The organism is Pseudomonas sp. RIT623, from assembly GCF_004519305.1.
Taxonomy (GTDB): Bacteria; Pseudomonadota; Gammaproteobacteria; order Pseudomonadales; family Pseudomonadaceae; genus Aquipseudomonas.
Map to the genome: position 1 here is coordinate 104,368 of NZ_SOZA01000002.1, position 22,809 is coordinate 127,176.

General features: G+C 64.5%; 20 protein-coding genes and 1 tRNA gene. 9 read left to right on the forward strand and 12 right to left on the reverse strand.

Going from position 1 to position 22,809, the window contains the following annotated elements:
- Positions 1–279: 279 nt before the first annotated feature.
- From E3U47_RS02355 to E3U47_RS02375, 5 genes are all read left to right on the forward strand, one after another.
- On the forward strand, positions 280–1,896 hold the full coding sequence (locus E3U47_RS02355) for an APC family permease (RefSeq protein WP_134689355.1): 1,617 nt from the start codon (positions 280–282) through the stop codon (positions 1,894–1,896).
- 23 nt (positions 1,897–1,919) lie between these two features.
- Positions 1,920–2,846 (forward strand): 4-hydroxyproline epimerase, encoded by a 927-nt coding sequence (locus E3U47_RS02360; RefSeq protein WP_134689357.1) that lies wholly within the window; start codon positions 1,920–1,922, stop codon positions 2,844–2,846.
- Positions 2,847–2,887: 41 nt separating this feature from the next.
- Positions 2,888–3,835, forward strand: a complete 948-nt coding sequence (locus tag E3U47_RS02365) for a dihydrodipicolinate synthase family protein (RefSeq protein WP_134689359.1) — start codon at positions 2,888–2,890, stop codon at positions 3,833–3,835.
- 144 nt (positions 3,836–3,979) lie between these two features.
- Positions 3,980–5,557, forward strand: a complete 1,578-nt coding sequence (locus E3U47_RS02370) for an aldehyde dehydrogenase (NADP(+)) (RefSeq protein ID WP_134689361.1) — start codon at positions 3,980–3,982, stop codon at positions 5,555–5,557.
- A gap of 3 nt (positions 5,558–5,560) precedes the next feature.
- Complete coding sequence (locus E3U47_RS02375) at positions 5,561–6,805, forward strand: FAD-binding oxidoreductase (protein WP_134689363.1); 1,245 nt, start codon at positions 5,561–5,563, stop codon at positions 6,803–6,805.
- Positions 6,806–6,836: 31 nt separating this feature from the next.
- On the opposite strand, the gene E3U47_RS02380 is transcribed toward E3U47_RS02375, so the two are convergent.
- On the reverse strand, positions 6,837–7,928 hold the full coding sequence (locus E3U47_RS02380; protein WP_134689365.1) for an NADH:flavin oxidoreductase/NADH oxidase: 1,092 nt from the start codon (positions 7,926–7,928) through the stop codon (positions 6,837–6,839).
- A gap of 48 nt (positions 7,929–7,976) precedes the next feature.
- Between E3U47_RS02380 and E3U47_RS02385 the strand changes: the two genes are divergently transcribed.
- Positions 7,977–8,312, forward strand: a complete 336-nt coding sequence (locus E3U47_RS02385) for a helix-turn-helix transcriptional regulator (protein WP_134689586.1) — start codon at positions 7,977–7,979, stop codon at positions 8,310–8,312.
- Between the two features lie 185 nt (positions 8,313–8,497).
- Here the strand turns inward: E3U47_RS02385 and mqo are convergent, their stop codons facing one another.
- The 7 genes from mqo to dapA form a co-directional block, all read right to left on the reverse strand.
- Positions 8,498–10,135, reverse strand: a complete 1,638-nt coding sequence (gene mqo / locus E3U47_RS02390; protein ID WP_134689367.1) for a malate dehydrogenase (quinone) — start codon at positions 10,133–10,135, stop codon at positions 8,498–8,500.
- A 325-nt stretch (positions 10,136–10,460) separates the two neighbouring features.
- Positions 10,461–10,652 (reverse strand): DUF4223 family protein, encoded by a 192-nt coding sequence (locus tag E3U47_RS02395; protein ID WP_023630554.1) that lies wholly within the window; start codon positions 10,650–10,652, stop codon positions 10,461–10,463.
- A gap of 910 nt (positions 10,653–11,562) precedes the next feature.
- Positions 11,563–11,652: transfer RNA gene (locus E3U47_RS02405), tRNA-Ser, on the reverse strand.
- Positions 11,653–11,743: 91 nt separating this feature from the next.
- The gene (gene purC, locus E3U47_RS02410) at positions 11,744–12,454 is read right to left on the reverse strand and encodes a phosphoribosylaminoimidazolesuccinocarboxamide synthase (protein WP_016392503.1); all 711 of its coding nucleotides are present in this window, start codon (positions 12,452–12,454) and stop codon (positions 11,744–11,746) included.
- Positions 12,455–12,483: 29 nt separating this feature from the next.
- Positions 12,484–13,242, reverse strand: coding sequence for an MBL fold metallo-hydrolase (locus tag E3U47_RS02415; RefSeq protein ID WP_134689368.1), 759 nt, complete (start codon positions 13,240–13,242; stop codon positions 12,484–12,486).
- Entirely contained in the window at positions 13,243–14,358 is a 1,116-nt protein-coding gene (gene bamC / locus E3U47_RS02420; protein ID WP_134689370.1) for an outer membrane protein assembly factor BamC, read from the reverse strand.
- 17 nt (positions 14,359–14,375) lie between these two features.
- Positions 14,376–15,263: a 4-hydroxy-tetrahydrodipicolinate synthase gene (gene dapA, locus E3U47_RS02425; protein WP_134689372.1), complete on the reverse strand. Its 888-nt coding sequence runs from the start codon at positions 15,261–15,263 to the stop codon at positions 14,376–14,378.
- Positions 15,264–15,522: 259 nt separating this feature from the next.
- Here dapA and E3U47_RS02430 point away from each other — a divergent pair, with 259 nt between their 5' ends.
- Both E3U47_RS02430 and E3U47_RS02435 read left to right on the forward strand, forming a co-directional pair.
- The gene (locus E3U47_RS02430) at positions 15,523–16,083 is read left to right on the forward strand and encodes a glycine cleavage system protein R (protein WP_134689374.1); all 561 of its coding nucleotides are present in this window, start codon (positions 15,523–15,525) and stop codon (positions 16,081–16,083) included.
- A 10-nt stretch (positions 16,084–16,093) separates the two neighbouring features.
- Positions 16,094–16,567 carry a peroxiredoxin gene (locus tag E3U47_RS02435; RefSeq protein WP_134689375.1) on the forward strand — a complete coding sequence of 158 codons (474 nt, stop codon included), beginning with the start codon at positions 16,094–16,096 and terminating at the stop codon, positions 16,565–16,567.
- Positions 16,568–16,600: 33 nt separating this feature from the next.
- Here E3U47_RS02435 and E3U47_RS02440 read toward each other — a convergent pair whose 3' ends face one another.
- The gene (locus E3U47_RS02440; RefSeq protein ID WP_134689377.1) at positions 16,601–17,671 is read right to left on the reverse strand and encodes an AI-2E family transporter; all 1,071 of its coding nucleotides are present in this window, start codon (positions 17,669–17,671) and stop codon (positions 16,601–16,603) included.
- 20 nt (positions 17,672–17,691) lie between these two features.
- Complete coding sequence (locus tag E3U47_RS02445; protein WP_023630920.1) at positions 17,692–17,931, reverse strand: sulfurtransferase TusA family protein; 240 nt, start codon at positions 17,929–17,931, stop codon at positions 17,692–17,694.
- Between the two features lie 106 nt (positions 17,932–18,037).
- On the opposite strand from E3U47_RS02445, the gene E3U47_RS02450 reads away from it, so the two are divergent.
- Positions 18,038–19,474, forward strand: coding sequence for a M48 family metalloprotease (locus E3U47_RS02450; protein ID WP_134689379.1), 1,437 nt, complete (start codon positions 18,038–18,040; stop codon positions 19,472–19,474).
- 165 nt (positions 19,475–19,639) lie between these two features.
- Here the strand turns inward: E3U47_RS02450 and nadA are convergent, their stop codons facing one another.
- Positions 19,640–20,698, reverse strand: a complete 1,059-nt coding sequence (gene nadA / locus E3U47_RS02455; RefSeq protein ID WP_134689381.1) for a quinolinate synthase NadA — start codon at positions 20,696–20,698, stop codon at positions 19,640–19,642.
- Between the two features lie 234 nt (positions 20,699–20,932).
- The gene (locus E3U47_RS02460) at positions 20,933–22,444 is read right to left on the reverse strand and encodes a YdgA family protein (RefSeq protein WP_134689383.1); all 1,512 of its coding nucleotides are present in this window, start codon (positions 22,442–22,444) and stop codon (positions 20,933–20,935) included.
- Positions 22,445–22,809 lie beyond the last annotated feature (365 nt).

Sequence of the window (22,809 nt, forward strand, 5' to 3'; positions counted from 1 at the left end):
CGCTCCTACAGGGGGCGGTGATTGCAGCTGACACCACTTCACCAAACCCCTGTCCATTATGGCTTTCAGCCTATCTCTGGGCACTTCCACCCCGCCACCGCTTTTTGCCAATTGTGCTGATTTCGTCACTCACTCTGCAGAAAACCATCAAGAACCGAGCCCCCGATCGGTCCACTCTATGCCCTACGCAAGCCGCCCCATGACCTACAAGAACGCGGCATATGCCGCCACATCGTGACATCAGACCTGCCTATCCAAAACCTACAAGAAGGCGCACCCATGTCAGGCAAATTCAAGAAACAGCTGTCATTGCTGGACCTCACCTTCATCGGCCTCGGCGCCATCTTCGGCTCGGGCTGGCTGTTCGCCGCCAGCCACGTCTCGGCCATCGCCGGCCCGGCCGGCATCCTCTCCTGGTTCCTCGGCGGTTTCGCCGTGCTGCTGCTGGGCATCGTCTACTGTGAGCTCGGCGCCGCCCTGCCACGGGCCGGCGGCGTGGTGCGCTACCCGGTGTACTCCCACGGCCCGCTGCTTGGCTACCTGATGGGCTTCATCACCCTGATCGCCTTCTCCAGCCTGATCGCCATCGAGGTGGTCGCCTCGCGCCAGTACGCCGCGGCCTGGTTCCCGGCCTTGACCAAGAGCGGCTCCAGCGACCCGACGGTGCTCGGCTGGCTGGTGCAGTTCGCCCTGCTCGGGCTGTTCTTCGTGCTCAACTACCGCAGCGTGAAGACCTTCGCCAAGGCCAACAACCTGGTCAGCGTGTTCAAGTTCATCGTGCCGCTGCTGGTGATCGGCGTGCTGTTCACCTTCTTCAAACCGGAGAACTTCGAGGTCCAGGGCTTCGCCCCGTTCGGCCTGTCCGGGGTGGAGATGGCGGTGTCGGCCGGCGGCATCATCTTCGCCTACCTGGGCCTGACCCCGATCATCTCGGTGGCCAGCGAGGTGAAGAACCCGCAGCGCACCATCCCCATCGCGCTGATTCTCTCGGTGCTGCTGTCCACCGCGATCTATGCCCTGCTGCAACTGGCGTTCCTCGGCAGCGTGCCGACCGAGATGATTGCCAACGGCTGGGCCGGGGTGACCAAGGAACTGGCCCTGCCCTACCGTGACATCGCCCTGGCCCTGGGCGTCGGCTGGCTGGCCTACCTGGTGGTGGCCGACGCGGTGATCTCGCCCAGCGGCTGCGGCAACATCTACATGAACGCCACCCCGCGAGTGATCTACGGCTGGGCGCAGACCGGCACCTTCTTCAAGTACTTCACCCGCATCGACGAGCAATCCGGCATCCCGCGCCCGGCGCTGTGGCTGACCTTCGCCCTGGCGGTGTTCTGGACCCTGCCGTTCCCGTCGTGGGAGGCGCTGATCAACGTGGTCTCCGCCGCGCTGGTGCTGAGCTACGCCGTAGCCCCGGTGTCCGTGGCCGCCCTGCGCCGCAGCGCCCCGGACATGGCCCGGCCGTTCCGGGTCAAGGGCATGGGCGTGCTCGGCCCGCTGTCGTTCATCATCGCCGCGCTGATCGTCTACTGGTCGGGCTGGAACACCGTGTCCTGGCTGCTGGCGCTACAGATCGTGATGTTCGTGCTGTACCTGCTGTGCCGCCGCTTCGTGCCTACCGAACACCTGTCACTGGGCCAGCAGGTGCGCTCGTCGGCCTGGCTGATCGGCTTCTACGCCGTGACCATTTTCCTCTCCTGGCTGGGCAGCTTCGGTGGCCTGGGCGTGATCGGCCACCCGCTGGATACCGTGGTCGTGGCTGCCAGTGCCCTGGGCATCTACTACTGGGGCGCCGCCACCGGCGTGCCGGCGCGGCTGGTGCGCCTCGATGGCGACGACGAAAGCGAAGCCAGCAGCGAAACCCATGCCGACGGGCAACCCGCCGCTGTCGCCTCCTGACCCTCTACACAATGGACACGCTGATGAAACAGGTTCATGTCATCGACTCCCACACCGGCGGCGAACCGACCCGCCTGGTGATGAAGGGCTTCCCGCCACTGCACGGCCACAGCATGGCCGAGCAGCGCGACGAACTGCGCGAGCTGCACGACCACTGGCGCCGCGCCTGCCTGCTGGAGCCGCGCGGCAACGATGTGCTGGTGGGCGCGCTGTACTGCCCTGCGGTGTCTGCGGATGCCACCTGCGGGGTGATCTTCTTCAACAACGCCGGCTACCTGAACATGTGCGGTCACGGCACCATCGGCCTGGTTGCTTCGCTGCGCCACCTCGGCCTGATCGAGCCTGGCGTGCACAAGATCGATACACCGGTCGGCCAGGTCAGCGCCACCTTGCATGGCGACGGCTCCGTCACTGTCGGCAACGTGCCGTCCTATCGCTACCGCCGGCAGGTAGCGGTGCAAGTGCCTGGGCATGGCCAGGTGCATGGCGACATCGCCTGGGGCGGCAACTGGTTCTTCCTGGTCTCCGACCACGGCCAGCGGATCGAGCTGGACAACCGCGAAGCCCTCACCGACTACACCTGGGCCCTGCTCAAGGCCCTCGAAGCACAAGGCATCAGCGGCGAGGACGGCGCCCCGATCGACCATGTCGAGCTGTTCGCCGACGACGCCAACGCCAACAGCCGCAACTTCGTCATGTGCCCCGGCAAGGCCTACGACCGCTCGCCCTGCGGCACCGGCACCAGCGCCAAGCTGGCGTGCCTGGCCGCCGATGGCAAGCTCGCCGAAGGCCAGACCTGGGTCCAGGCCAGCATCACCGGCAGCCAATTCCAGGGCCGCTACGAACGCGACGGCGAACGCATTCGCCCGTTCATCACCGGCCGCGCCCACATGACCGCCGACAGCAGCCTGCTGATCGACGAACAGGATCCCTTCGCCTGGGGCATCTGACCCCGTTCATTTCCCACTGAATACCGCCAGGAGTGACAACAATGACCGACAACATCTTCACCGGCACCATGCCCGCCCTGATGACCCCCTGCACCGCCGAGCGCAAGCCGGACTTCGACGCCCTGGTGCGCAAGGGCCGCGAACTGATCGACGCCGGCATGAGCGCGGTGGTGTACTGCGGCTCGATGGGCGACTGGCCGCTGCTGACCGAAGCCGAGCGCCAGGAAGGCGTGGCGCGCCTGGTGGCCGCCGGCATCCCGACCATCGTCGGCACCGGCGCGGTGAACACCCGCGAAGCCGTATCCCATGCCGCCCACGCCGCCAAGGTTGGTGCCGCCGGCCTGATGGTCATCCCCCGCGTGCTGTCCCGCGGCGCCTCGCTGATCGCCCAGAAGCACCACTTCTCGGCAATCCTCGCCGCCGCGCCGAAGCTGCCGGCGGTGATCTACAACAGCCCCTACTACGGCTTCGCCACCCGCGCCGACCTGTTCTTCGAACTGCGCCGCGAGTACCCGAACCTGATCGGCTTCAAGGAGTTCGGCGGTGGCGCCGACCTGCGCTACGCCGCCGAACACATCACCTCCCAGGATGATGCCGTGACCTTGATGGTCGGCGTCGACACGCAAGTGGTGCACGGTTTCGTCAACTGCAACGCCACCGGCGCCATCACCGGTATCGGCAACGCCCTGCCGCGCGAGGTGCTGCAACTGGTCAGCCTGAGCAAGCGCGCCGCCAAGGGCGATGCCAAGGCCCGGCGTCAGGCACGTGAGCTGGAGTCGGCGCTGGCGGTACTGTCATCGTTCGATGAAGGCTGCGACCTGGTGCTGTACTACAAGCACCTGATGGTGCTCAACGGCGACACCGAGTACCGCCTGCACTTCAACGAAACCGATGCCCTCAGCGACGCCCAGCGCAACTATGCCGAGCAGCAGTACGCGCTGTTCCGCAGCTGGTACGCCAGCTGGTCGGCCGAGCAGAACCAGGCCTGACTCCAGGAGCTGCTTCGCCCCCATCGCCAGCAAGCCAGCGCCCACAAGCCTCAAGCCTTGCGCAGTACCTGTGGGAGCCGGCTTGCCAGCGATGGGCCGCACAGCGGCCCGCTTTCTCCCGAACTCAATCCCAAAGGACGCCCCATGACCCTGACAGGCAACCTGCTGATCGGCCAGCGTGCCGTGCCCGGCAACCGCGAAGCGATCCGCGCCATCGACCCGGGCAACAACCAGGCCCTGGAACCCGCCTATACCGGCGCCAGCGGCGAACAGGTGGCCCAAGCCTGCGCCCTGGCCTGGGCGGCATTCGATGCCTACCGCGAAACGCCCCTCGAACAACGCGCCGGTTTTCTCGAAACCATCGCCGAACAGATCGAAGCCCTGGGCGATGCGCTGATCGACCGCGCCCACGCCGAGACCGGCCTGCCCAAGGCCCGCCTGCTGGGTGAGCGTGGCCGCACCTGCGCCCAGCTGCGCACCTTCGCCCGGGTGGTACGCGCCGGTGAGTGGCTGGATGTGCGCGTGGACAATGCCCTGCCCGAGCGCCAGCCCCTGGCCCGCCCCGACCTGCGCCAACGCCAGGTGGCCCTGGGCCCGGTGGCGGTGTTCGGTGCCAGCAACTTCCCCCTGGCCTTCTCGGTGGCCGGCGGCGACACCGCCTCGGCACTGGCCGCCGGCTGCCCGGTGGTGGTCAAGGCCCACGGCGCCCACCCCGGCACCAGCGAGCTGGTTGGCCAGGCCGTGGCCCGGGCGGTCGCGCAGTGCGAACTGCCCGAAGGCGTGTTTTCCCTGCTATACGGCGCAGGCCATGAAGTGGGCATCGGCCTGGTCACCGATCCACGCATCAAGGCGGTCGGTTTCACCGGTTCACGCAGCGGTGGCCTCGCCCTTTGCCAGGCGGCCCAGGCGCGCCCAGAGCCGATTCCGGTCTATGCCGAAATGAGCGCTATCAACCCGGTGTTCCTGTTCGATGGCGCCTTGCGCTCGCGCGGTGAAGCCCTGGCGCAAGGCTTTGTCACTTCGCTGACCCAAGGCGCCGGCCAGTTCTGCACCAATCCCGGGCTGCTGGTCGCCCAACAGGGCCCGGCCCTCGAGCGCTTCCTGGTTGCCGCCAGCGCCCATGTTGGCCAAGCGGCGGCGCAGACCATGCTCACCCCAGGTATCGCCAATGCCTATGCTGACGGCGTGGCAGCACTGAGCGAAAACCAAAACGCCCGCTGCGCGGCGAGCGGCCTGCCGGCGCAGGGGCCGAACCAGTGCCAGGCTCAGCTATTCGTCACCAACGCGCAGGCGTTTCTTGCCGACCCGACGCTGCAAGCCGAAGTGTTCGGCGCCGCCTCGCTGGTGCTGGCATGCGACAACGATGAGCAAATCCGCCAGGTGGCCGAACATCTGGAAGGCCAACTGACCGCCACCCTGCACCTGGACGAGGCCGATCTGCACAGCGCCCGCCGCCTGCTGCCGACCCTCGAACGCAAGGCCGGGCGGATCCTGGTCAATGGCTGGCCGACCGGGGTCGAGGTCAGCGACGCCATGGTCCATGGCGGCCCGTTCCCGGCCACCTCGGACGCCCGCGGTACCTCGGTGGGCACTGCGGCGATCCTGCGCTTCCTGCGCCCGGTGTGCTACCAGGACTTCCCCGACACCCTGCTGCCCGGCGCATTGCAGCAGGCCAATCCGCTGCACCTGCGGCGGCTGCTCGATGGCCTGCGGGAAGCCTGAACCATGACCGCCACTGACACGGACATCGCCGTGGTCGGCGCCGGCATCGTCGGCGTCGCCTGCGCCCTGCAGCTGGCACGCCAGGGCCGCCGGGTGCTGCTGATCGATCGCCAGGCACCGGGCCACGGCGCTTCGTATGGCAACGCCGGGCACCTGGCCACCGAGCAGGTGTTTCCCATCGCCGACCTGTCGATCCTCAAGCGCCTGCCATCCATGCTGCTGGACCCGATGGGCCCGCTGCGCCTGGACTGGAAGTACCTGCCGCGCGCCCTGCCCTGGTTCACCCGGCTACTGCTGAACCTGCGTCCGGCGCCGTTCCAGCGCAGCGTGGCGGGCATTCGGGCGTTGAATGAAAACAGCCTTGGCGCCTGGCAACGGCTGCTCGCATCCATCGACCGTAGCCCCTTGCTCAAGGAAGACGGGTCGCTGCTGGTGTTCGAACGCCATGAGTCGCGCCAGGCCCTCGCGGCGTTACGCGCCCGCATGCAGGCACAGGGCGTACCCGTGGACCTGTGGTCGGCAGAGGCAGTGAGCGAAGCGGCGCCGCAGTTGAGCCCGTCGATCCTGGGTGGCTTGTTCTTCCCGCGTACCGGTCACTTCCTCGACCCCTATCAAGTGGTCTGCGAACTGTTCAGCGCCGCCAGGGCCAGCGGCGTACGCTTTCTGCGCGCCGAGGTCAGTGGCGGCCGGGTGCATGGCCAGGGCGTCAGCCTTGCCAGCGACCAGGGCCCCGTCGAGGCCAGCCAGGTGTTGATCAGCGCTGGCGCCCACTCGGCCAAGCTCACCGCCACCCTGACCGGCCGGCGGGTGCCCCTGGATACCGAGCGCGGCTATCACCTGATGCTACCGGCGGAGCAGCGGCGCCTGCCGTTTGCCGTCACCTCGCTGGAGCGCAAGTTCATCATGACGCCCATGGCCGACGGCCTGCGCCTGGCCGGCACGGTGGAGTTCGCCGGGCTCGCGGCGCCGCCGAGCATGCAACGGGCGTGGCAGCTGCACAGGTTGAGCAAGGGTTTGTTCCGGCGTGAGCTGGATGCCGAGGGGGCGACGCCGTGGATGGGGTTCCGGCCTTCGTTGCCGGATTCGCTGCCGGTGATCGACCGGGTGGCCGATGGCAAGGTGTTGCTGGCGTTCGGGCACCAGCATTTGGGGTTGACCCAGGCGGCAGTGACGGCGCAATGGATGGGGCGCTTGGTAAATGGCGAAGACTGCCCGCAAATCAGCGCCTATCGATTGAGCCGGTTTTGAAACGGGGGCCGCGTGGCGGCCCCTGCCTTACTCAGCGATAGCGCTCGAGCCAGTGCGCATAAGGTGCTGGCAAGGTCCACGAGGCCTTGTCCACGCCCAGGGCCTTGGCGGCGGCATACGGCCAGTGCGGGTCAGCCAGGTGCGCACGCCCCACCGACACCAGGTCCAGCTGGTTGGCCTGCAACGCCCCTTCAGCCAGCTCCGGGGTGCCGAAGCCCCAGGCCGAGGTTACCGGCAACTTCGCTTCACGGCGCACCCGCTCGGCGATCGGCCCCATGAACGCGGGGCCCCACGGGATATTGGTCTCGGCGATGGTGAAGCCAACGCTAACGCTCAGCAGGTCCAGGCCACCGGCCTTGAATCGGCGGGCCAGTTCGATGGACTCCTGCAAGGTCTGCTCGTCACGGCCGTCATACTCCAGCACGCCGAAGCGAGCGGTCAGCGGCAGGTTCTCCGGCCATACCTCGCGCACGGCGGCCAGGGTTTCCAAAAGGAAGCGCGTGCGGTTGTCGAAGCTGCCGCCGTAGGCATCGGTGCGCTGGTTGGAATGCTCGGAGAAGAAGCTCTGGCCCAGATAGCCGTGGGCAAAGTGCAGCTCGATCCATTGGAAACCGGCATCGCGGGCACGCCGTGCGGCATCGACGAAGTCCTGCTTGACCCGGGCGATATCGTCCAGGGTCATGGCCTTCGGCACTTTCGGCAGGTGGGCGCCGAAGGCGATGGCGGAGGGGGCAATGATGTCCCAGCCGCGGGCATCGTCGGCGGCGATGTGGTCGTCACCTTCCCAGGGGCGGTTGGCGCTGGCCTTGCGCCCGGCGTGGGCGATCTGGATGCCCGGCACCGAGCCGGCGGCCTTGATTGCCTTGACCACCGGCACGAACGCCTGGGCCTGGGCATCGTTCCAGATACCGGCGCAACCGGGGGTGATGCGCCCTTCCGGCGACACCGCGGTGGCCTCGACCACCACCAGGCCGGCGCCACCACGGGCCAGGCCCGCGTAATGCACCTGGTGCCAGTCATTGATCAGGCCGTCCTCGGCCATGTATTGGCACATCGGTGGAATGGCGATGCGGTTGCGCAGGTTGAGGTCTTTGAGGGTGTAGGGTTCGAACAATGCGGCCATGGCGAGACTCCAGGGGACGGGATACGATTGTTCGATCATATTCGAACTTTGGTATTTTGTGAAACCCCCGCTATCATGTGTGCCATGCGAGCCTATACCCACCCCAACCCTGAAGACCTGACGCTGGAGCGCCTGCTGTACGCCCTGAGCGATCCACTACGCCTGCAAATCGTGCGCTACCTGGCCAGCGTCGCCGAAGCCAGTTGCGGCGAGCTGGACGGCGGCCGCCCTAAGTCGAGCATGTCCCATCATTTTCGCGTGTTGCGCGATTCCGGCTTGGTCCACACCCGCAATGTCGGCACCACGCATATGAACTCGCTGCGCAGAGAAGCCCTGGACGGACGCTTCCCTGGGCTGCTGGCAAAAATCCTCGAACAGCGCTAGGCGTGTAGGAACCAGCCTTGCTGGCGAACAGGCAAGGCGGTCGATGGCACTGGCAATGCTGATGTTCGCCAGCAACCCGGCTCCGACAACGCTCATGCAATACGCAGGCGCAAAAAAACCACGAGGCCGCCAGGGGCGATCCTCGTGGTCGATGTTGCCGGGCAAGCCCGGCAAGCATTCAGGCCTTACAGCGCCATGTCGTTGGCAGGCTTGCTCTCGACCGGTGCGGCCGGGGCAACGCCAGTCTTGACGCTCTGGTCGAGCACTGGCGGCTTCTCCAGCTGCAGCACTTCGGCGGTGTAGTCCCACTCTTTCTGGGTGGCAGCGGCCGATGCGTTCAGCTTGGTACCGTAGCTTGGGACGATCTCCTTGATCTTGGCCTGCCACTCTGGGGTGGCGACCTTCTCCTTGAACACGGTTTCCAGCACGTTGAGCATGATCGGCGCGGCGGTCGAGGCACCTGGCGAGGCGCCCAGCAGGCCGGCGATGGTGCGGTCCTGGGACGCGACCACTTCGGTGCCCAGCTTCAGCACGCCGCCCTTCTCTTCGTCACGCTTGATGATCTGCACGCGCTGACCGGCCTGCCACAGCTTCCAGTCTTCCTTCTTGGCGTTCGGGAAGTAGGTTTGCAGCGCGGCGAAACGGTCGTCGTCAGACTGCATCAGCTGACCGGCGAGGTACTCGACCAGCGGGTACTGGTCGATACCCACGCGCGCCATCGGCCAGACGTTGTGGGTGGTGGTGCTGCTCAGCAGGTCCAGGTACGAGCCGTTCTTCAGGAACTTGGTCGAGAAGGTGGCGAATGGCCCGAACAGGATCACGCGCTTGCCGTCCAGCACGCGGGTGTCCAGGTGTGGAACCGACATGGGTGGCGCGCCGGTCGAGGCGATGCCGTAGGCCTTGGCCATGTGCTGCATGGCAACGGTCGGGTTCTCGGTTACCAGGAACGAGCCGCCAACCGGGAAGCCGGCGTATTCCTTGGCTTCCGGGATGCCCGACTTCTGCAGCAGCTTCAGCGCGCCACCGCCGGCACCGATGAACAGGAACTTGGCGTCGGTGGCCGATTCGGTACCGTCCTTCAGGTTCTTGTACTCGACGTGCCAGGAGCCGTCTTCGTTGCGGGTGATGTCCTGCACTTCGGTGGAGAGCTTCAGGTCGAAGTTCTCTTTGGTCTGCAGGCTGCCAACGAACTGGCGGGTGATTTCGCCGAAGTTGACGTCGGTGCCGATCGGCGTCCAGGTGACCGCCAGCTTCTGGTTCGGGTCACGGCCTTCCATCATCAGCGGGACCCACTTGGCGATCTGCGCGTGGTCCTCGGAGTACTGCATCGGACGGAACAGCGGGCTGGCCTGCAGGGCGTCGTAGCGCTTCTTCAGGAACTTGATGTTGTCATCGCCCCAGACGAAGCTCATGTGCGGGGTGGTGTTGATGAACGAGTGCGGGTTCTTCAGCACGCCCTGGCGTACTTGCCAGGCCCAGAACTGGCGGGAGATCTGGAACGACTCGTTGATCTCGATGGCCTTGGTGATGTTGACGTTGCCGTCTTTGTCTTCCGGGGTGTAGTTCAGCTCGGCCAGCGCGGAGTGGCCGGTACCGGCGTTGTTCCAGCCGTTGGAGCTTTCTTCGGCGACGCCGTCCAGGCGCTCGACCATTTCCATCGACCAGGTCGGCTCCAGCTCGTTGAGCCAGACCGCCAGGGTGGAACTCATGATACCGCCGCCAACCAGCAGCACGTCGACTTTCTTGGTGTCGGCAGCATGCGCTTGCATGACGCTCGCCGCGACAGCCAGACCCAGCAAGGTCTTGCCAGCTTTCTTGAACATTGATCGATTCCAGTCAGTAGAACGCAGGGTGGGCCTGTGGCTGGCCCAGAGGTTCCATGTTCTTCAGCGCAGGCTTGTTGTGATCATTGTTCAGCAGCCAGAGAGACAAGGACGTACCAGCCTTTGGTCGGATTGACCGACAAGGCTGAAACGATTGACGGATTGTAACCGAATTGCCAGCACAAACAAACGCGGCTCGGGGCGTCAAGACGACAGGTTGCCACGCGACAAGCCACCACGCCCCGAAAAACAAAAACCCCCGGCCATGTCCATGGCTGGGGGTCTTGGATCAGGCCACGCGTGGCCCGATCGGGTATTTCCAGGATTACTGCTGCTGAGGCAGTTTGTCGATCGGGCCGCAGCCGCCGATGATCTTGGAAATGGAAACCGATGGGTGGAACAGGTAGTCGTACGAGCAGTTCTTAGGCTGGTTGTAGACCTGGCCGGTGCAGCCGGACAGCAGGGCAACGCCCGAAACGACGGCAACAGCAACAGTAGCTTTGATCAGCTTTTTCATAAAAATCCTTTAGTCCATGATCCACCATCACACTGATGGCGCGCGGATCATACGGGAAAAGTACCATGCAGTGAAAGCCGTTAGTGCGACATCGAGGCCGGGCTCGCGCGCACTAATAAGTTGCCAGGCTGCAACTAAGCCCGCACAGCCATTGCTTAAACGTTACAGGATGAGAAGTTGGCGACGAGCGCACGGCAATGCACTAACGGAGCACTATTGTGCGCACTCGGGGCAAATTTCGATGCGCACGCAGGATGATTGCTCAGGCTCAAGGGTGACGGTCGTGCAATGGCCCGGCGTGAGCACGCCAGCCAACGGAGCAACGCTGAAATGGCTCGCGGCGGCAGGCGCCACTGGCTGCTCCCGCGGGGCAGTGTCCAACGCGGGCCGCAATGTCGCCTGCAGATCCCCGAGATGCTCTTGCAAACTCGCCGCCCCGACCAGGGTCGGTACCAGGCTCAAGACCAGAAAGAACGTACGATAAAACATAACCTTCCAAAAATCAGTCGAACGAAAAACACTCAGACGGGCAACAGAATTGTAACTCGCCGTATTGCCATCGCTCATCCAGAACGTGGCGGCAACAACGACAAGACGAACAGCACCGCTTGCCTTTTAAACGTATTTGTTCAAACCGATTTTCTGCAGGCCTACCCATTGAATGGGTCGCCCGCCAACTAGGCCACGAAGACACGACAACAGTTCGCAAGCACTACGGCCAGTGGATCCCGAAGGACACCAAAGCATGGCGGATATCGTCTGCAGAATGATGGGGTTTGGGGCGGACTGATCCGCCTCAATGCGGCCTATGAGACTGGATATCTGCCCTAAATTTGCCCTAGGACAATACCCTGAAACGACGAAGCCCCCGAAAACTCAACATTTTCGGGGGCTTCGACTACTTCGCGTATGGCGGAGAGATAGGGATTTGAACCCTAGGTACTGTTGCCAGTACAACGGATTTCGAATCCGTCCCGTTCGACCACTCCGGCATCTCTCCAATGGCGCGCATCATACCAGCGTTTTCGTTTCTGGCAAACCTTTTTTGAAAAAAATTCGCGTGGTATCAGGCGCTTGCGTGAACGCACCGCTTACAGCGGCACGCCCAGGCGCTTGGCAACTTCTTCGTAGGCTTCGATCACGTCACCCAGGCCCTGGCGGAAGCGGTCCTTGTCCATCTTCTTGCGGGTTTCCTTGTCCCACAGGCGGCAGCCGTCCGGGCTGAACTCGTCGCCCAGGACGATCTGGCCGTGGAATACGCCGAACTCCAGCTTGAAGTCGACCAGCAGCAGGCCGGCGTCATCGAACAGCTTGCTCAGCACTTCGTTGACCTTCAGCGACAGCTTCTTCATCTCGACCAGTTGCTCGGCGGTGCCCCAGCCGAAAGCGACAACGTGGGATTCGTTGATGAAGGGGTCACCCTTCTCGTCGTTCTTCAGGAACAGCTCGAAGGTCGAGGGCTCCAGCTTGATGCCTTCCTCGACGCCCAGGCGCTTGACCAGGCTGCCGGCGGCGTAGTTGCGCACCACGCACTCGACCGGAATCATGTCGAGCTTCTTCACCAGGCACTCGTTGTCGCCCAGCAGCTTGTCGAACTGGGTCGGCACGCCGGCTTCTTCGAGCTTCTGCATGATGAAGGCGTTGAACTTGTTGTTCACCATGCCCTTGCGGTCCAGCTGCTCGATGCGCTTGCCGTCGAACGCCGAGGTGTCGTTACGGAACAGCAGGATCAAGCGGTCGGCGTCGTCGGTCTGGTAAACCGATTTGGCCTTGCCGCGGTAGAGTTCGTCGCGTTTTTCCATGATGGGCTCCGCTTGCTTGAGTAGGTGGGCTAGGCGATCTGGCGCCAGTCGAGCCCATGGTCCTGGTTGGCCACCTGGAGCCAGTCCGGGTCGCACCCGAGGGTGTCGACAAAGCACTGGCGGGCCAGATGTGGCAGGTTGTTCTTGCTGCTGAGATGGGCCAGCACCAGGTGCTGCAGGTGCTGCCAGCCCAGCTCGGCCACCAGGCTGGCGGCCTGGTGGTTGTTCAAATGTCCCTGGCTACCGCCGACCCGCAACTTGAGAAAGTTCGGATAATGACCGCGGGCCAGCAGATCCCGGCAATGGTTGGCCTCGATCAGCAGTGCGTCCAGCCCTTGATAGCGCGACAACAGGTGGTAGTCGTAGCTGCCCAGGTCGGTGAGCATGCCGAAACGCCGGCGGCCATCGCTGATCACGTACTGCAACGGTTCGTAGGCGTCGTGCTCGACCCGTGTGGCGCTGACCTGCAGGTCAGCGACCGGCAGCACATCGCCGCAACCGAGGAAACCGGCCACCTCCACCGGCTTGCGCAGGCCGCGCAATGTGCCTTGGCTCATGTAGACCGGTACATTGTAGCGGCGCGACAGCAACCCTACCCCATGCACGTGGTCGGCATGTTCGTGGGTCACCAGCACCGCGCTCAGTTGCGAGGCCGACACCCCGAGCAGCGCCAGGCGCCGCTCGGTTTCCCGTAGCGAGAAGCCGCAGTCGACCAGGATGAAGGTGTCACCACTGGCAATCAGCGTGCCGTTTCCCTGGCTACCGCTTCCAAGAACCGCGAAGCGCACTTAGCCCAGACGGTCCTGGATGGCGCTCAGCACGCGGCGGGCGACATCGGCCGGGGCCACGGTGTTGATGTTCTTCTCGACGGTCACCTGGACGTTCTCACCCACCTTGCTCAGGCGAACCTGGTAGCGCTCGGCACGGGCTTCACGCTCTTCCTTGCTCGGCTCGCTGCCGAACAGGCGACTGAAGAAGCCAGGCTCCTTCTGCTTGTCGTCGGGCTTCTCGGACAGGTTGATGTAGTACAGACCCAGGCTGCGGTTGATGTCCTCGACGCGCCATTCGCCCTGTTCCAGGGCGCGGCCCACGCCAGACCAGGCGCGGTCCAGGTCGGAACCGAGGTACAGCACCGGGTTGCCGCTGCCATCCTCGCTCAGGCTGACCTGGCTCGGCGCATCGAAGTCGCGGGCGGCGAGCAGCGAGACCGAACCGCCCTTCTCAGCGCTGCGGTTCATGCTGGCGAGCATTTCGTCGACCAGCAGCGCGTCGGCGCCGGTGTTGCTGGAGGTCGACGGGAACTCAGGCTCGGCAGTGCTGCCGGCCGGGCGCTCGACGCTGACGATGTACACCTCGGAGGTGTTGCGCTGCACGCCAGGCTCCATGCGCACCCGCACGCGAACTTCGCTGTTCGGGCTGCTGGAAGCACTGGCCAGGCGCTGGCCGAGGGACGCCGACAGCTCGTCGAAACGCTGCCAGGTGGTGTTGAATTCGCCTGTTTGCGGACGCTCTTCGGCGATGCGGAAACCGTTGTCCTCGAAGAACTGGCGGGTCACCGGCCAGACTTCGGCCGGCGAGCGCTGGGCCAGCACCCAGCGGCTGCTGCCGCTGCGCTGCAGGCTGAAATCGCTGATGCTGGCGGTGGCCGACAGCGGTTGCGGGCGCGGCACCTCGAACTCGCCGGTGGCGCGATCGTCGGCGACGTTGCGCGGGATCGGCAGCAGCGGGTCCAGGCGCTTGACGTTGCTGGCGTCCGGCGGCAGCTGCATCGGCGCGGTGGGGTGCGCCTGCAGGTAATCGCTGCCGCGGTCGCGGAAATAGCCATCCTCCCCCCAAAGCCAGCCGCACCCGCTGGTGCTGGAGATGATCAGGGCGAGAGCGGAAAGACCAGCCAGTCGCTTCATGCGGTGTACTTCCTCGTTTAAACCAGTACGCCGGACTGGCGCAAGGCAGTACGGACTTTTTCGTGACAGCCTTCGCTCAGCCAGGTCAGCGGCAGGCGGATACCTTTGTGCATCAGGCCCATTTCCACCAGCGCCCATTTTACCGGGATCGGGTTGGCCTCGCAGAACAGGTCCTTGTGCAGCGGCATGAGTTTTTCGTTGATTGCGCGGGCCTTCTCGGCATTGCCCGCAAGGGCGGCCTCGCACAGGTCGGCCATTTCGCGCGGGGCGACGTTGGCCGTGACGGAGATGTTGCCCTTGCCACCCATCAGGATCAGCTCGACGGCGGTCGGATCGTCGCCGGACAGGACGATGAAGTCCTTGTCGACGCCGTCCAGGATGGCCTTGGCACGGACCAGGTCGCCAGTGGCTTCCTTGATGCCGATGATGTTCTTGACCTTCGACAGGCGGATCACGGTCTCGGCCTGCATGTCGCAGGAGGTGCGGCCGGGCACGTTGTACAGGATCTGCGGGATGTCGACGGCTTCGGCAATGTGCTTGAAGTGCTGGTACAGGCCTTCCTGGGTCGGCTTGTTGTAGTACGGCACGACGAGCAGGCAGGCGTCGGCGCCGGCATTCTTGGCATTCTTGGTCAGGTGCACGGCTTCGGCAGTGGAGTTGGCACCGGTGCCGGCAATCACCGGGATCCGCTTCTTGCTGTGCTTGACCCGCTCGACCACATGCTTGATGACCAGGATGTGCTCCTCGACATCCAGCGTGGCGGATTCGCCGGTGGTACCGACAGCTACGATCGCGTGAGTGCCATTTTCCAGGTGGAAGTCTACAAGTTTGTCGAGGCTGTCCCAGTCCAGACGCCCTTGTGCATCCATGGGTGTGACCAACGCCACCATACTGCCCGCAATCATGTAATTGCTCCTGCCGGAAAAAGAGAGCGGTAATGGTACTGGGGGCATCGGCCTTGCACAAGCGAAGCAGGCGGGTGGAGCATTCCCCTTCGCGCCGCTTTTCGCTACCCTTGATCCTTTGATTGGTACAGCGCGGCCCGCCGGGCCGTCGACAGTGCTCCTCGCCTGCGTCCACCGCCGCCCGAACCGGCCGCGGCCCCGCCGAAAACGAGGCCTGCCCCGGTCCAGTACCGACCGCTCATCGCTTTAGGAATGCTGCATGTCCTCCCCCACCGTTCGCGAACAATTCCTCGTCATCAGCGCCCTGGGCCCCAACCCCATGGAGCTGGCCAATGTCCTGAGCCGCGCGGCCTTCGACAATCGTTGCGCGGTGGTCACCTCGCGCCTGACCCGCCACGGCGAAACCAGCGCCCTGGTGCTGCAGGTCGGAGGCAGCTGGGACGCCCTGGCGCGCCTGGAGGCGACCCTGCCTGGCCTGGGCAAGAAGCACGGCCTGACCCTGGACGTGGTGCGCAGCGCCGACCAGGAAGTACGCCCGCAGGCCCTGCCCTACGTGGCCTATGTCAGTGCCGCCTACCGCCCGGACATCATCAACGAGCTGTGCCAGTTCTTCCTCGACCACCGCGTCGAACTGGAAGCCATGACCTGCGATACCTACCTGGCACCGCAGACCGGCAGCAGCATGCTCAACGCCCAATTCACCGTGATCCTGCCGGCCGGCACGCAGATCAGCTGGCTGCGCGACCAGTTCCTGGACTTCGCCGATGCCCTGAACCTGGATGCGCTGATCGAACCGTGGCGCCCACAGAACCCCGTGTAAGGAAACTCCCATGGCCGTAGCCATCGACCAACCCGTCAGCGATTTCCAGGTTCAGGCCACCAGCGGCCAGACCGTCAGCCTCACCGAGCTGAAAGGCCAGCAAGTGGTGCTGTACTTCTACCCCAAGGACAGCACCCCGGGCTGCACCACCGAAGGCCAGGGTTTCCGCGACCAGCACGCGGCGTTCCAGGCCGCCAACACCCTGGTGTTCGGCGTATCGCGTGACGGCATCAAGTCCCACGAGAACTTCAAGGCCAAGCAGGCGTTTCCCTTCGAGCTGATCAGCGACAAGGACGAAGCCCTGTGCCAGCTGTTCGACGTGATCAAGCTGAAGAAGCTGTACGGCAAGGAATATATGGGCGTCGACCGCAGCACTTTCCTGATCGACCGCGACGGCGTGCTGCGCCAGGAGTGGCGTGGGGTGAAGGTGCCGGGGCATGTGGATGCCGTGCTGGCGGCGGCGCAGGCCCTGAACAAGGCTTGAGATCGTTGGGGGCGCCTTGCGCCCCTATCGCGATTACAGCATCGGCGCGACCGATGCGTCCTGCCGCGGCCAGGCATCCAGCACCGCCTTGAACAGCGTCGCCAGCGGGATCGCGAAGAAGATCCCCCAGAAGCCCCACAGCCCGCCGAACAGCAGCACCGCGCAGATGATCGCTACCGGGTGCAAGCTCACCGCCTCGGAAAACAGCAGCGGCACCAACACGTTGCCGTCCAGCGCCTGGATGATCGCGTACACCGCCATCAGGTAGATGAACTGGTCGCCCCAGCCCCACTGGAACAGCGCGATCAGCGTCACCGGCACCGTCACCACCACCGCGCCGACATACGGCACCACCACCGACAGGCCCACCAGCAGCGCCAGCAGCGCGGCATAGTTGAGGCCCAGGGTGATGAAGGCGATATACGTGGCAATGCCACAGATCAGAATCTCGATGCCCTTGCCGCGGATATAGTTGGCGATCTGCCGGTTCATCTCGTCGCCCACCCGGTTGAGCAGCGTACGCTCACGGGGCAGGTAGCCACTGACCCAGCGCCCGATCAGCTCGCGGTCCTTGAGGAAGAAGAACACCAGGATCGGCACCAGCACCAGGTAGATCATCGCGTTGACCAGCAACGGCAGGCTCGACAGCGAGAAGGTCAGCGCCCATTGGCCGAACTTGCCGATCTCGCCGCGCACCGACTCGATGGCGCGCAGCACCTGCTCGTCCGATACCAGGTGCGGATAGCGCTCGGGCAGCAGCAGCAACAGTGACTGCCACTTGCCGAGCATCCCCGGTAGTTCGTTGAAAAGGGTGATCAGCTGATGCCAGAGCAACGGCACCAGTACCAGCAGGAACACCGCCAGCGCGCCCATGAACAGGGCGAACACCAGCCAGACCGCCAGCCGGGTCGGTACTTTCAGACGCTCCAGGGCGTTGACCAGCCCCTGCATCAGAAACGCCAGGACCATGCCCGCCAGCACCGGCGCGAGCATGCCGCCCAGGGTCAGCACCACGGTGAAGGCCAGGAACAGCAGGACCGCCAGCACTACCGCCTCCTCGTCGGAGAAGTAGCGCTGCATCCAGTCGCGAAGCACTTTGAACATTGACGATCCTTGGGAAAGACTCAGGCCTTGCGCAGCCAATAGGTGTACACGCCGGCCTCGGCCGTTTCATGCAGCAGCGTATGACCGGCCAATTGGGCGAACGTGCGAAAGTCGCGCTGGGAACCGGCGTCGGTGGCGAGCACCTTGAGCACCGCGCCGCTGGCCAGGCGATTGAGCTCCATCTTCGCCTTGAGCAGCGGCAATGGACAGTTGAGACCGCTGGCATCGAGCTCGGCGTCACAAGTCGGGGTGTCACTCATCGGGCAGCGCTCCAGGACCGCATGGGGAAGGCCGCTAGGATACCGCCACTGGTCGGCATCGCGCGACCCGGCTACAGTAAGGCTTTTGACCGACGCGAGCTTCTGCATGAATCTACTGCGCCCCACCCTGTTGACGCTGGCCTGCCTGCTGGCCCTGCCCGGCCACGCCGACGACCTGCCGTCACTGGGCGACGCCAGCTCCGCGATCGTCTCGCCGCAACAGGAACACCAGCTTGGCCGCGCCTGGCTGAGCCTGCTGCGTGGCCAGGTCAACCAGCTCAACGACCCACAGCTCAAGGACTTCGTCGAAACCAGCGTGTACAAGCTGGCCGAAACCAGCCAGCTGCAGGACCGGCGCCTGGAATTCATTCTGATCGACAGCAAGGAGCTCAACGCCTTCGCCGCGCCCGGCGGCATTGTCGGGGTCAACGGCGGCCTGTTCCTCAACGCCCAAACCGAAGGCGAGTACGCCTCGGTACTGGCCCACGAACTGGCGCACTTGTCGCAGCGCCACTTCGCCCGCGGCGTCGAAGCCCAGCAGCGCATGCAACTGCCGATGATGGCGGCCTTGCTGGCCGGTATCGTGCTGGCGGCGGGCGGCGGCGGTGATGCCGGCATTGGCGTGATCGCCGGCACCCAGGCTGCGGCCATCCAGGAGCAGCGGCGCTTTTCCCGACAGAACGAACAGGAGGCCGACCGCTTCGGCATCCTCAACCTGGAAAAGGCCGGCTACGATCCGCGCAACATGCCCAGCATGTTCGAGCGCCTGGCGCGCCAGTACCGCTATGACGCCAAACCACCGGAATTCCTGCTGACCCACCCGGTCACCGAGTCGCGTATCGCCGACACCCGCAACCGTGCCGAACAGGCGCCCAAGGGCGGGGTCGAGGACAGCCTGCGCTATCAATTGATCCGCGCCCGCGTCGCCCTCACCTACGAAGGCACCCCGGGCCTGGCCGCCAAGCGCTTCCGCGCCCAGCTCGACGACAACCCGAGCATGGATGCCGCGCGCTATGGCCTGGCCCTGGCACAGATCAAAGGCGGCCAGCTCAACGAGGCGCGGGAGAACCTCAAGCCGTTGCTGGCCAAGGCACCCAACGACATCACCTACAACCTGGCGCAGATCGACCTGGACATCACCAACAACCGCCTGGCCGACGCCCAGCAGCGCGCCACGCGCATGCAGGGCCAGTATCCGAGCAACTACCCGCTCAAGCAGGTACGTGCCGACCTGCTGATCAAGCTGGGCAAGCCGGCTGAGGCGGAAAAGGTGCTGGATGACCTGGTGAAGAACCGCCCGGACGATCCGGACGTCTGGTACGACGTCGCCGAAGTGCGCGGACTGTCGGGCAACACCATCGGCCTGCACCGCGCCCGCGCCGAGTATTTCACCCTGGTGGGCGACTTCGACCAGGCGATCCAGCAGCTCGACTACGCCAAGCGCCGCGCGGGCAGCAACTTCCCGCTGGCCTCGCAGATCGACCAGCGCCAGCGCGAGATCATGGAGCAGCAGCGCATGGTCAAGGAGATGATGGGGCGCTAAGCCTGGTCCTGATCGCGCTGTAGGAGCGGCCTTACCGAGGCGTCGGACCGGTCGGAAAGGGCTGCGTAGCAACCCCTTCTTTATGTGTGAGCCTGTACATCCCGGGGCCGCTATGCGGCCCTTTCGCGGCACAAGGCCGCTCCTACAGGGGTCGTGCAAGCAGCTTCAGGCGTTGCCCGACAGTTTCAACCGCGCCGCCTGGGTGAAGTCGAGCATACGGTTCAGCGGCTTGATCGCCTTGGGGATCAGCGCCGGCTCGACGAAGATCTCGTCGCTGCCATTGCGCAGGCAGTCCAGCACCCGCTCCAGGGTGTTCATGGCCATCCACGGGCAGTGCGCGCAACTGCGGCAGGCCGCGCCGTTGCCAGCGGTCGGCGCCTCGACGAATTCCTTGTCCGGGCACAGCTGCTGCATCTTGTAGAAGATGCCGCGGTCGGTGGCGACGATGAAGGTCTTGTTCGGCAAGGTCTGCGCCGCCTTGATCAGCTGGCTGGTGGAGCCTACCGCGTCGGCCAGCTCGATCACCGCTTCCGGCGACTCCGGATGCACCAGGATCGCGGCGTCCGGGTACAGCGCCTTCATGTCGGCCAACTGGCGCGACTTGAACTCCTCGTGAACGATGCAGGCGCCGTCCCACAACAGCATGTCGGCGCCGGTCTGCTTCTGGATATAGCGCCCCAGGTGCTGGTCCGGACCCCAGATGATGGTCTCGCCGTTGTCCATCAGGCTTTCGACAATCTCCAGCGCGCAACTGGATGTCACCACCCAGTCGGCCCGCGCCTTCACCGCGGCGGAGGTGTTGGCATAGACCACCACGGTGCGCTCGGGGTGCTGGTCGCAGAAGGCCGAGAACGCCTCTACCGGACAGCCCAGGTCCAGCGAGCAGGTCGCCTCCAGAGTCGGCATCAGCACGCGTTTTTCCGGGGTGAGGATCTTCGCGGTCTCCCCCATGAAACGCACGCCCGCCACCACCACGGTCTCGGCCGCGTGGTTCTTGCCGAAACGCGCCATTTCCAGTGAATCGGACACGCAGCCGCCAGTTTCCTCGGCCAATGCCTGGATCACCGGATCGCAATAATAGTGGGCAACGAGCACGGCATTCTGCTTTTTCAGCTCGGCAGCGATGGCCGCACGGTAATCGGCCTCCTGCGCGGGCGTCAGCGGGTTGGGCTGCTTGGCGTCTAGGTGGGCCTGTACCAACAGGCGTTCGGAAATCTGGGTCATGATCGCTGGACCTGCGGGGCGCGCGAGCGCGTCAGTCGAGTGTATCACCCGGCCCTGGCAGATCGGCTAGCGGTGCCGGACGGCCAGCGTCTCGGCGCCTCTGCGGGCACGGATTCTTATCGGACGCGAAGGCTACAGGCAATCGGGGGGATGCAAAAGGGGTTTTTGCGGGGAGGGCCCATCGCGGGGCAAGCCCGCTCCCACGAAGTCGACGGGAGCGGGCCTGCTGAGGGATCAGCCCTGCGGCTGGAGTGCAGCCAGGTGGCCGCTGACGAGCAGGGCGAACTCTTCCACTGTCATCTTCTTGCCATTGAAGTCGACCATGCCATCGGCGTACTGCAGGCTTGCCACCACATCGCTGCCCTGCACCGTCGCCATGCCGCTCTGCAGCGCCATCATGCCGAGCATTTCACCGGCCTGGCTGGACTGCTGGGCAATGGCCTGGGCATCGGTCTCGCCTTCGAGCAGCGCCTGCAGCGTGGCCAGGTCGGCGACCATCGGCTTGGACACGCTGAGCTTGGCTTTGAGTTGCGTCAGCAACTGCTTGCCCAACTGATCAGGCGGCAGATCGAAAGAGCTGGGGTTGGCGAAATCCATCGCCAGGTTGAAGTGGCTCTCGCCATTGGCGGTCTTGAACGCCAGCTTCTCCACCGCTACCTGCGGTTTGGCGACCAGCAGCTTCTGCAGGTCGGCCTGGACCTTGGCCTGCTCCTCAGGCGTCATCTCCAGCTCAGGCGCCTCGCCTTCGGCGGCGGCCTGCTGCATCTGTGGCAACTGGCTCTGGTACCACGCCATCAGTGCCTGCATGGCCGGAATATCGATGGACTTCATGGTCAGGACCATTTCCGCGCTGCCCACCTTGCGCCCGGCATAGCTGATGTCGTCGACTTTATATTCCAGGCGCCCGGCCAGCTTGTCCTTGGCCTGGCCCTCGGCGTTGTACAGGTTGTTCTGTTGCAGCCCCTTGAGCACCAGCACTTCCTGCTTCGGCCCGAAGGTCACCTGGGTGTCGGCCAGGGCCAGGTCGAAGTTGCCGACATACACCATGTCGTGGCCAGTCTCGGTGAGCTTGCCACCGGCCTTGAAGCCATTGAGCAGGATCTTTACCGGGGCCTGTTGCTCGTCGACGAAGTTCAGTTCCAGGTGCCCGGCATCGGCATGAATGGCCACTGCCTTGCCATCGCGATCACCGCTCAACAGCACCTGCATGCCGGAGAATTCCAGGACATCGTCGCCGTCCTGCTTGAGGGTGACCGGCGCCAGGCGAATGTCACTGTCGACGCTGCCGTCGTAGCCCAGGCTGAACTGCGCGGTGAGCGGCGCCTTGTCGCCAGCGGCGGTGTACCAACCCGAGGTGAAGTCGTCCTTGTCCAGCACGCTGTTGCTGGTGGCCAGCACCGGCATCAGCTTGAACGCCTTGACCCGCGACCAGGGGAACGGGCCATGCTCGATCTGATCGGTCACGCCGACCTCGAAGTTGACCGCGTCGGCCTCGCCCACTTGCACGTTCTCGACCTTCAGCCGGTAGTGTGCGGTGCTGGTGAAGAAATGTTGATCGAGCGACACCAGCTCGAGGGTCATGCTGCCGCCGTTACCGACCAGGGCTTTTTTCAACTCTTCGTTGCCACGGGCAACGGAGCGCTCGAGCTCGGCGGGCAGTTGCTTGCCGGTGTACCAGGCGCCAGCGGTGGTTGCGACGGCGATGGCGACGGCCAGACCGGAAAGGATGCCAACTGATTTCTTCATGAATAGAACCGATTGCTGTCCATAGGGAGGGCGATTGAGCGAGCCACGCAAAGGTGGGCGCGCGGATTGGCAAGAATACCACCGGCGCCCGGTCGGCGCGGTGATGCGTGGTGGATTTTCTGTATCTGCCGACGACGGCATGGATTGCGAAAGACCGTAAATTTTTACGAACATAAAAATCGATTTACAGCCCGCCAACTCGGCCAAACAGAGTGCATAACAGCCAAATAAATCGATTCATGCCCCACCCATTTGACAACCTGTCATGTTTAACTTGACACCCAAACGGCCATCGTCTTTTATTTCGCCACCCCGCAGCTCCGACATAAAAGGTGAACAACATGGAGCCCACCCGCTCGACCTCG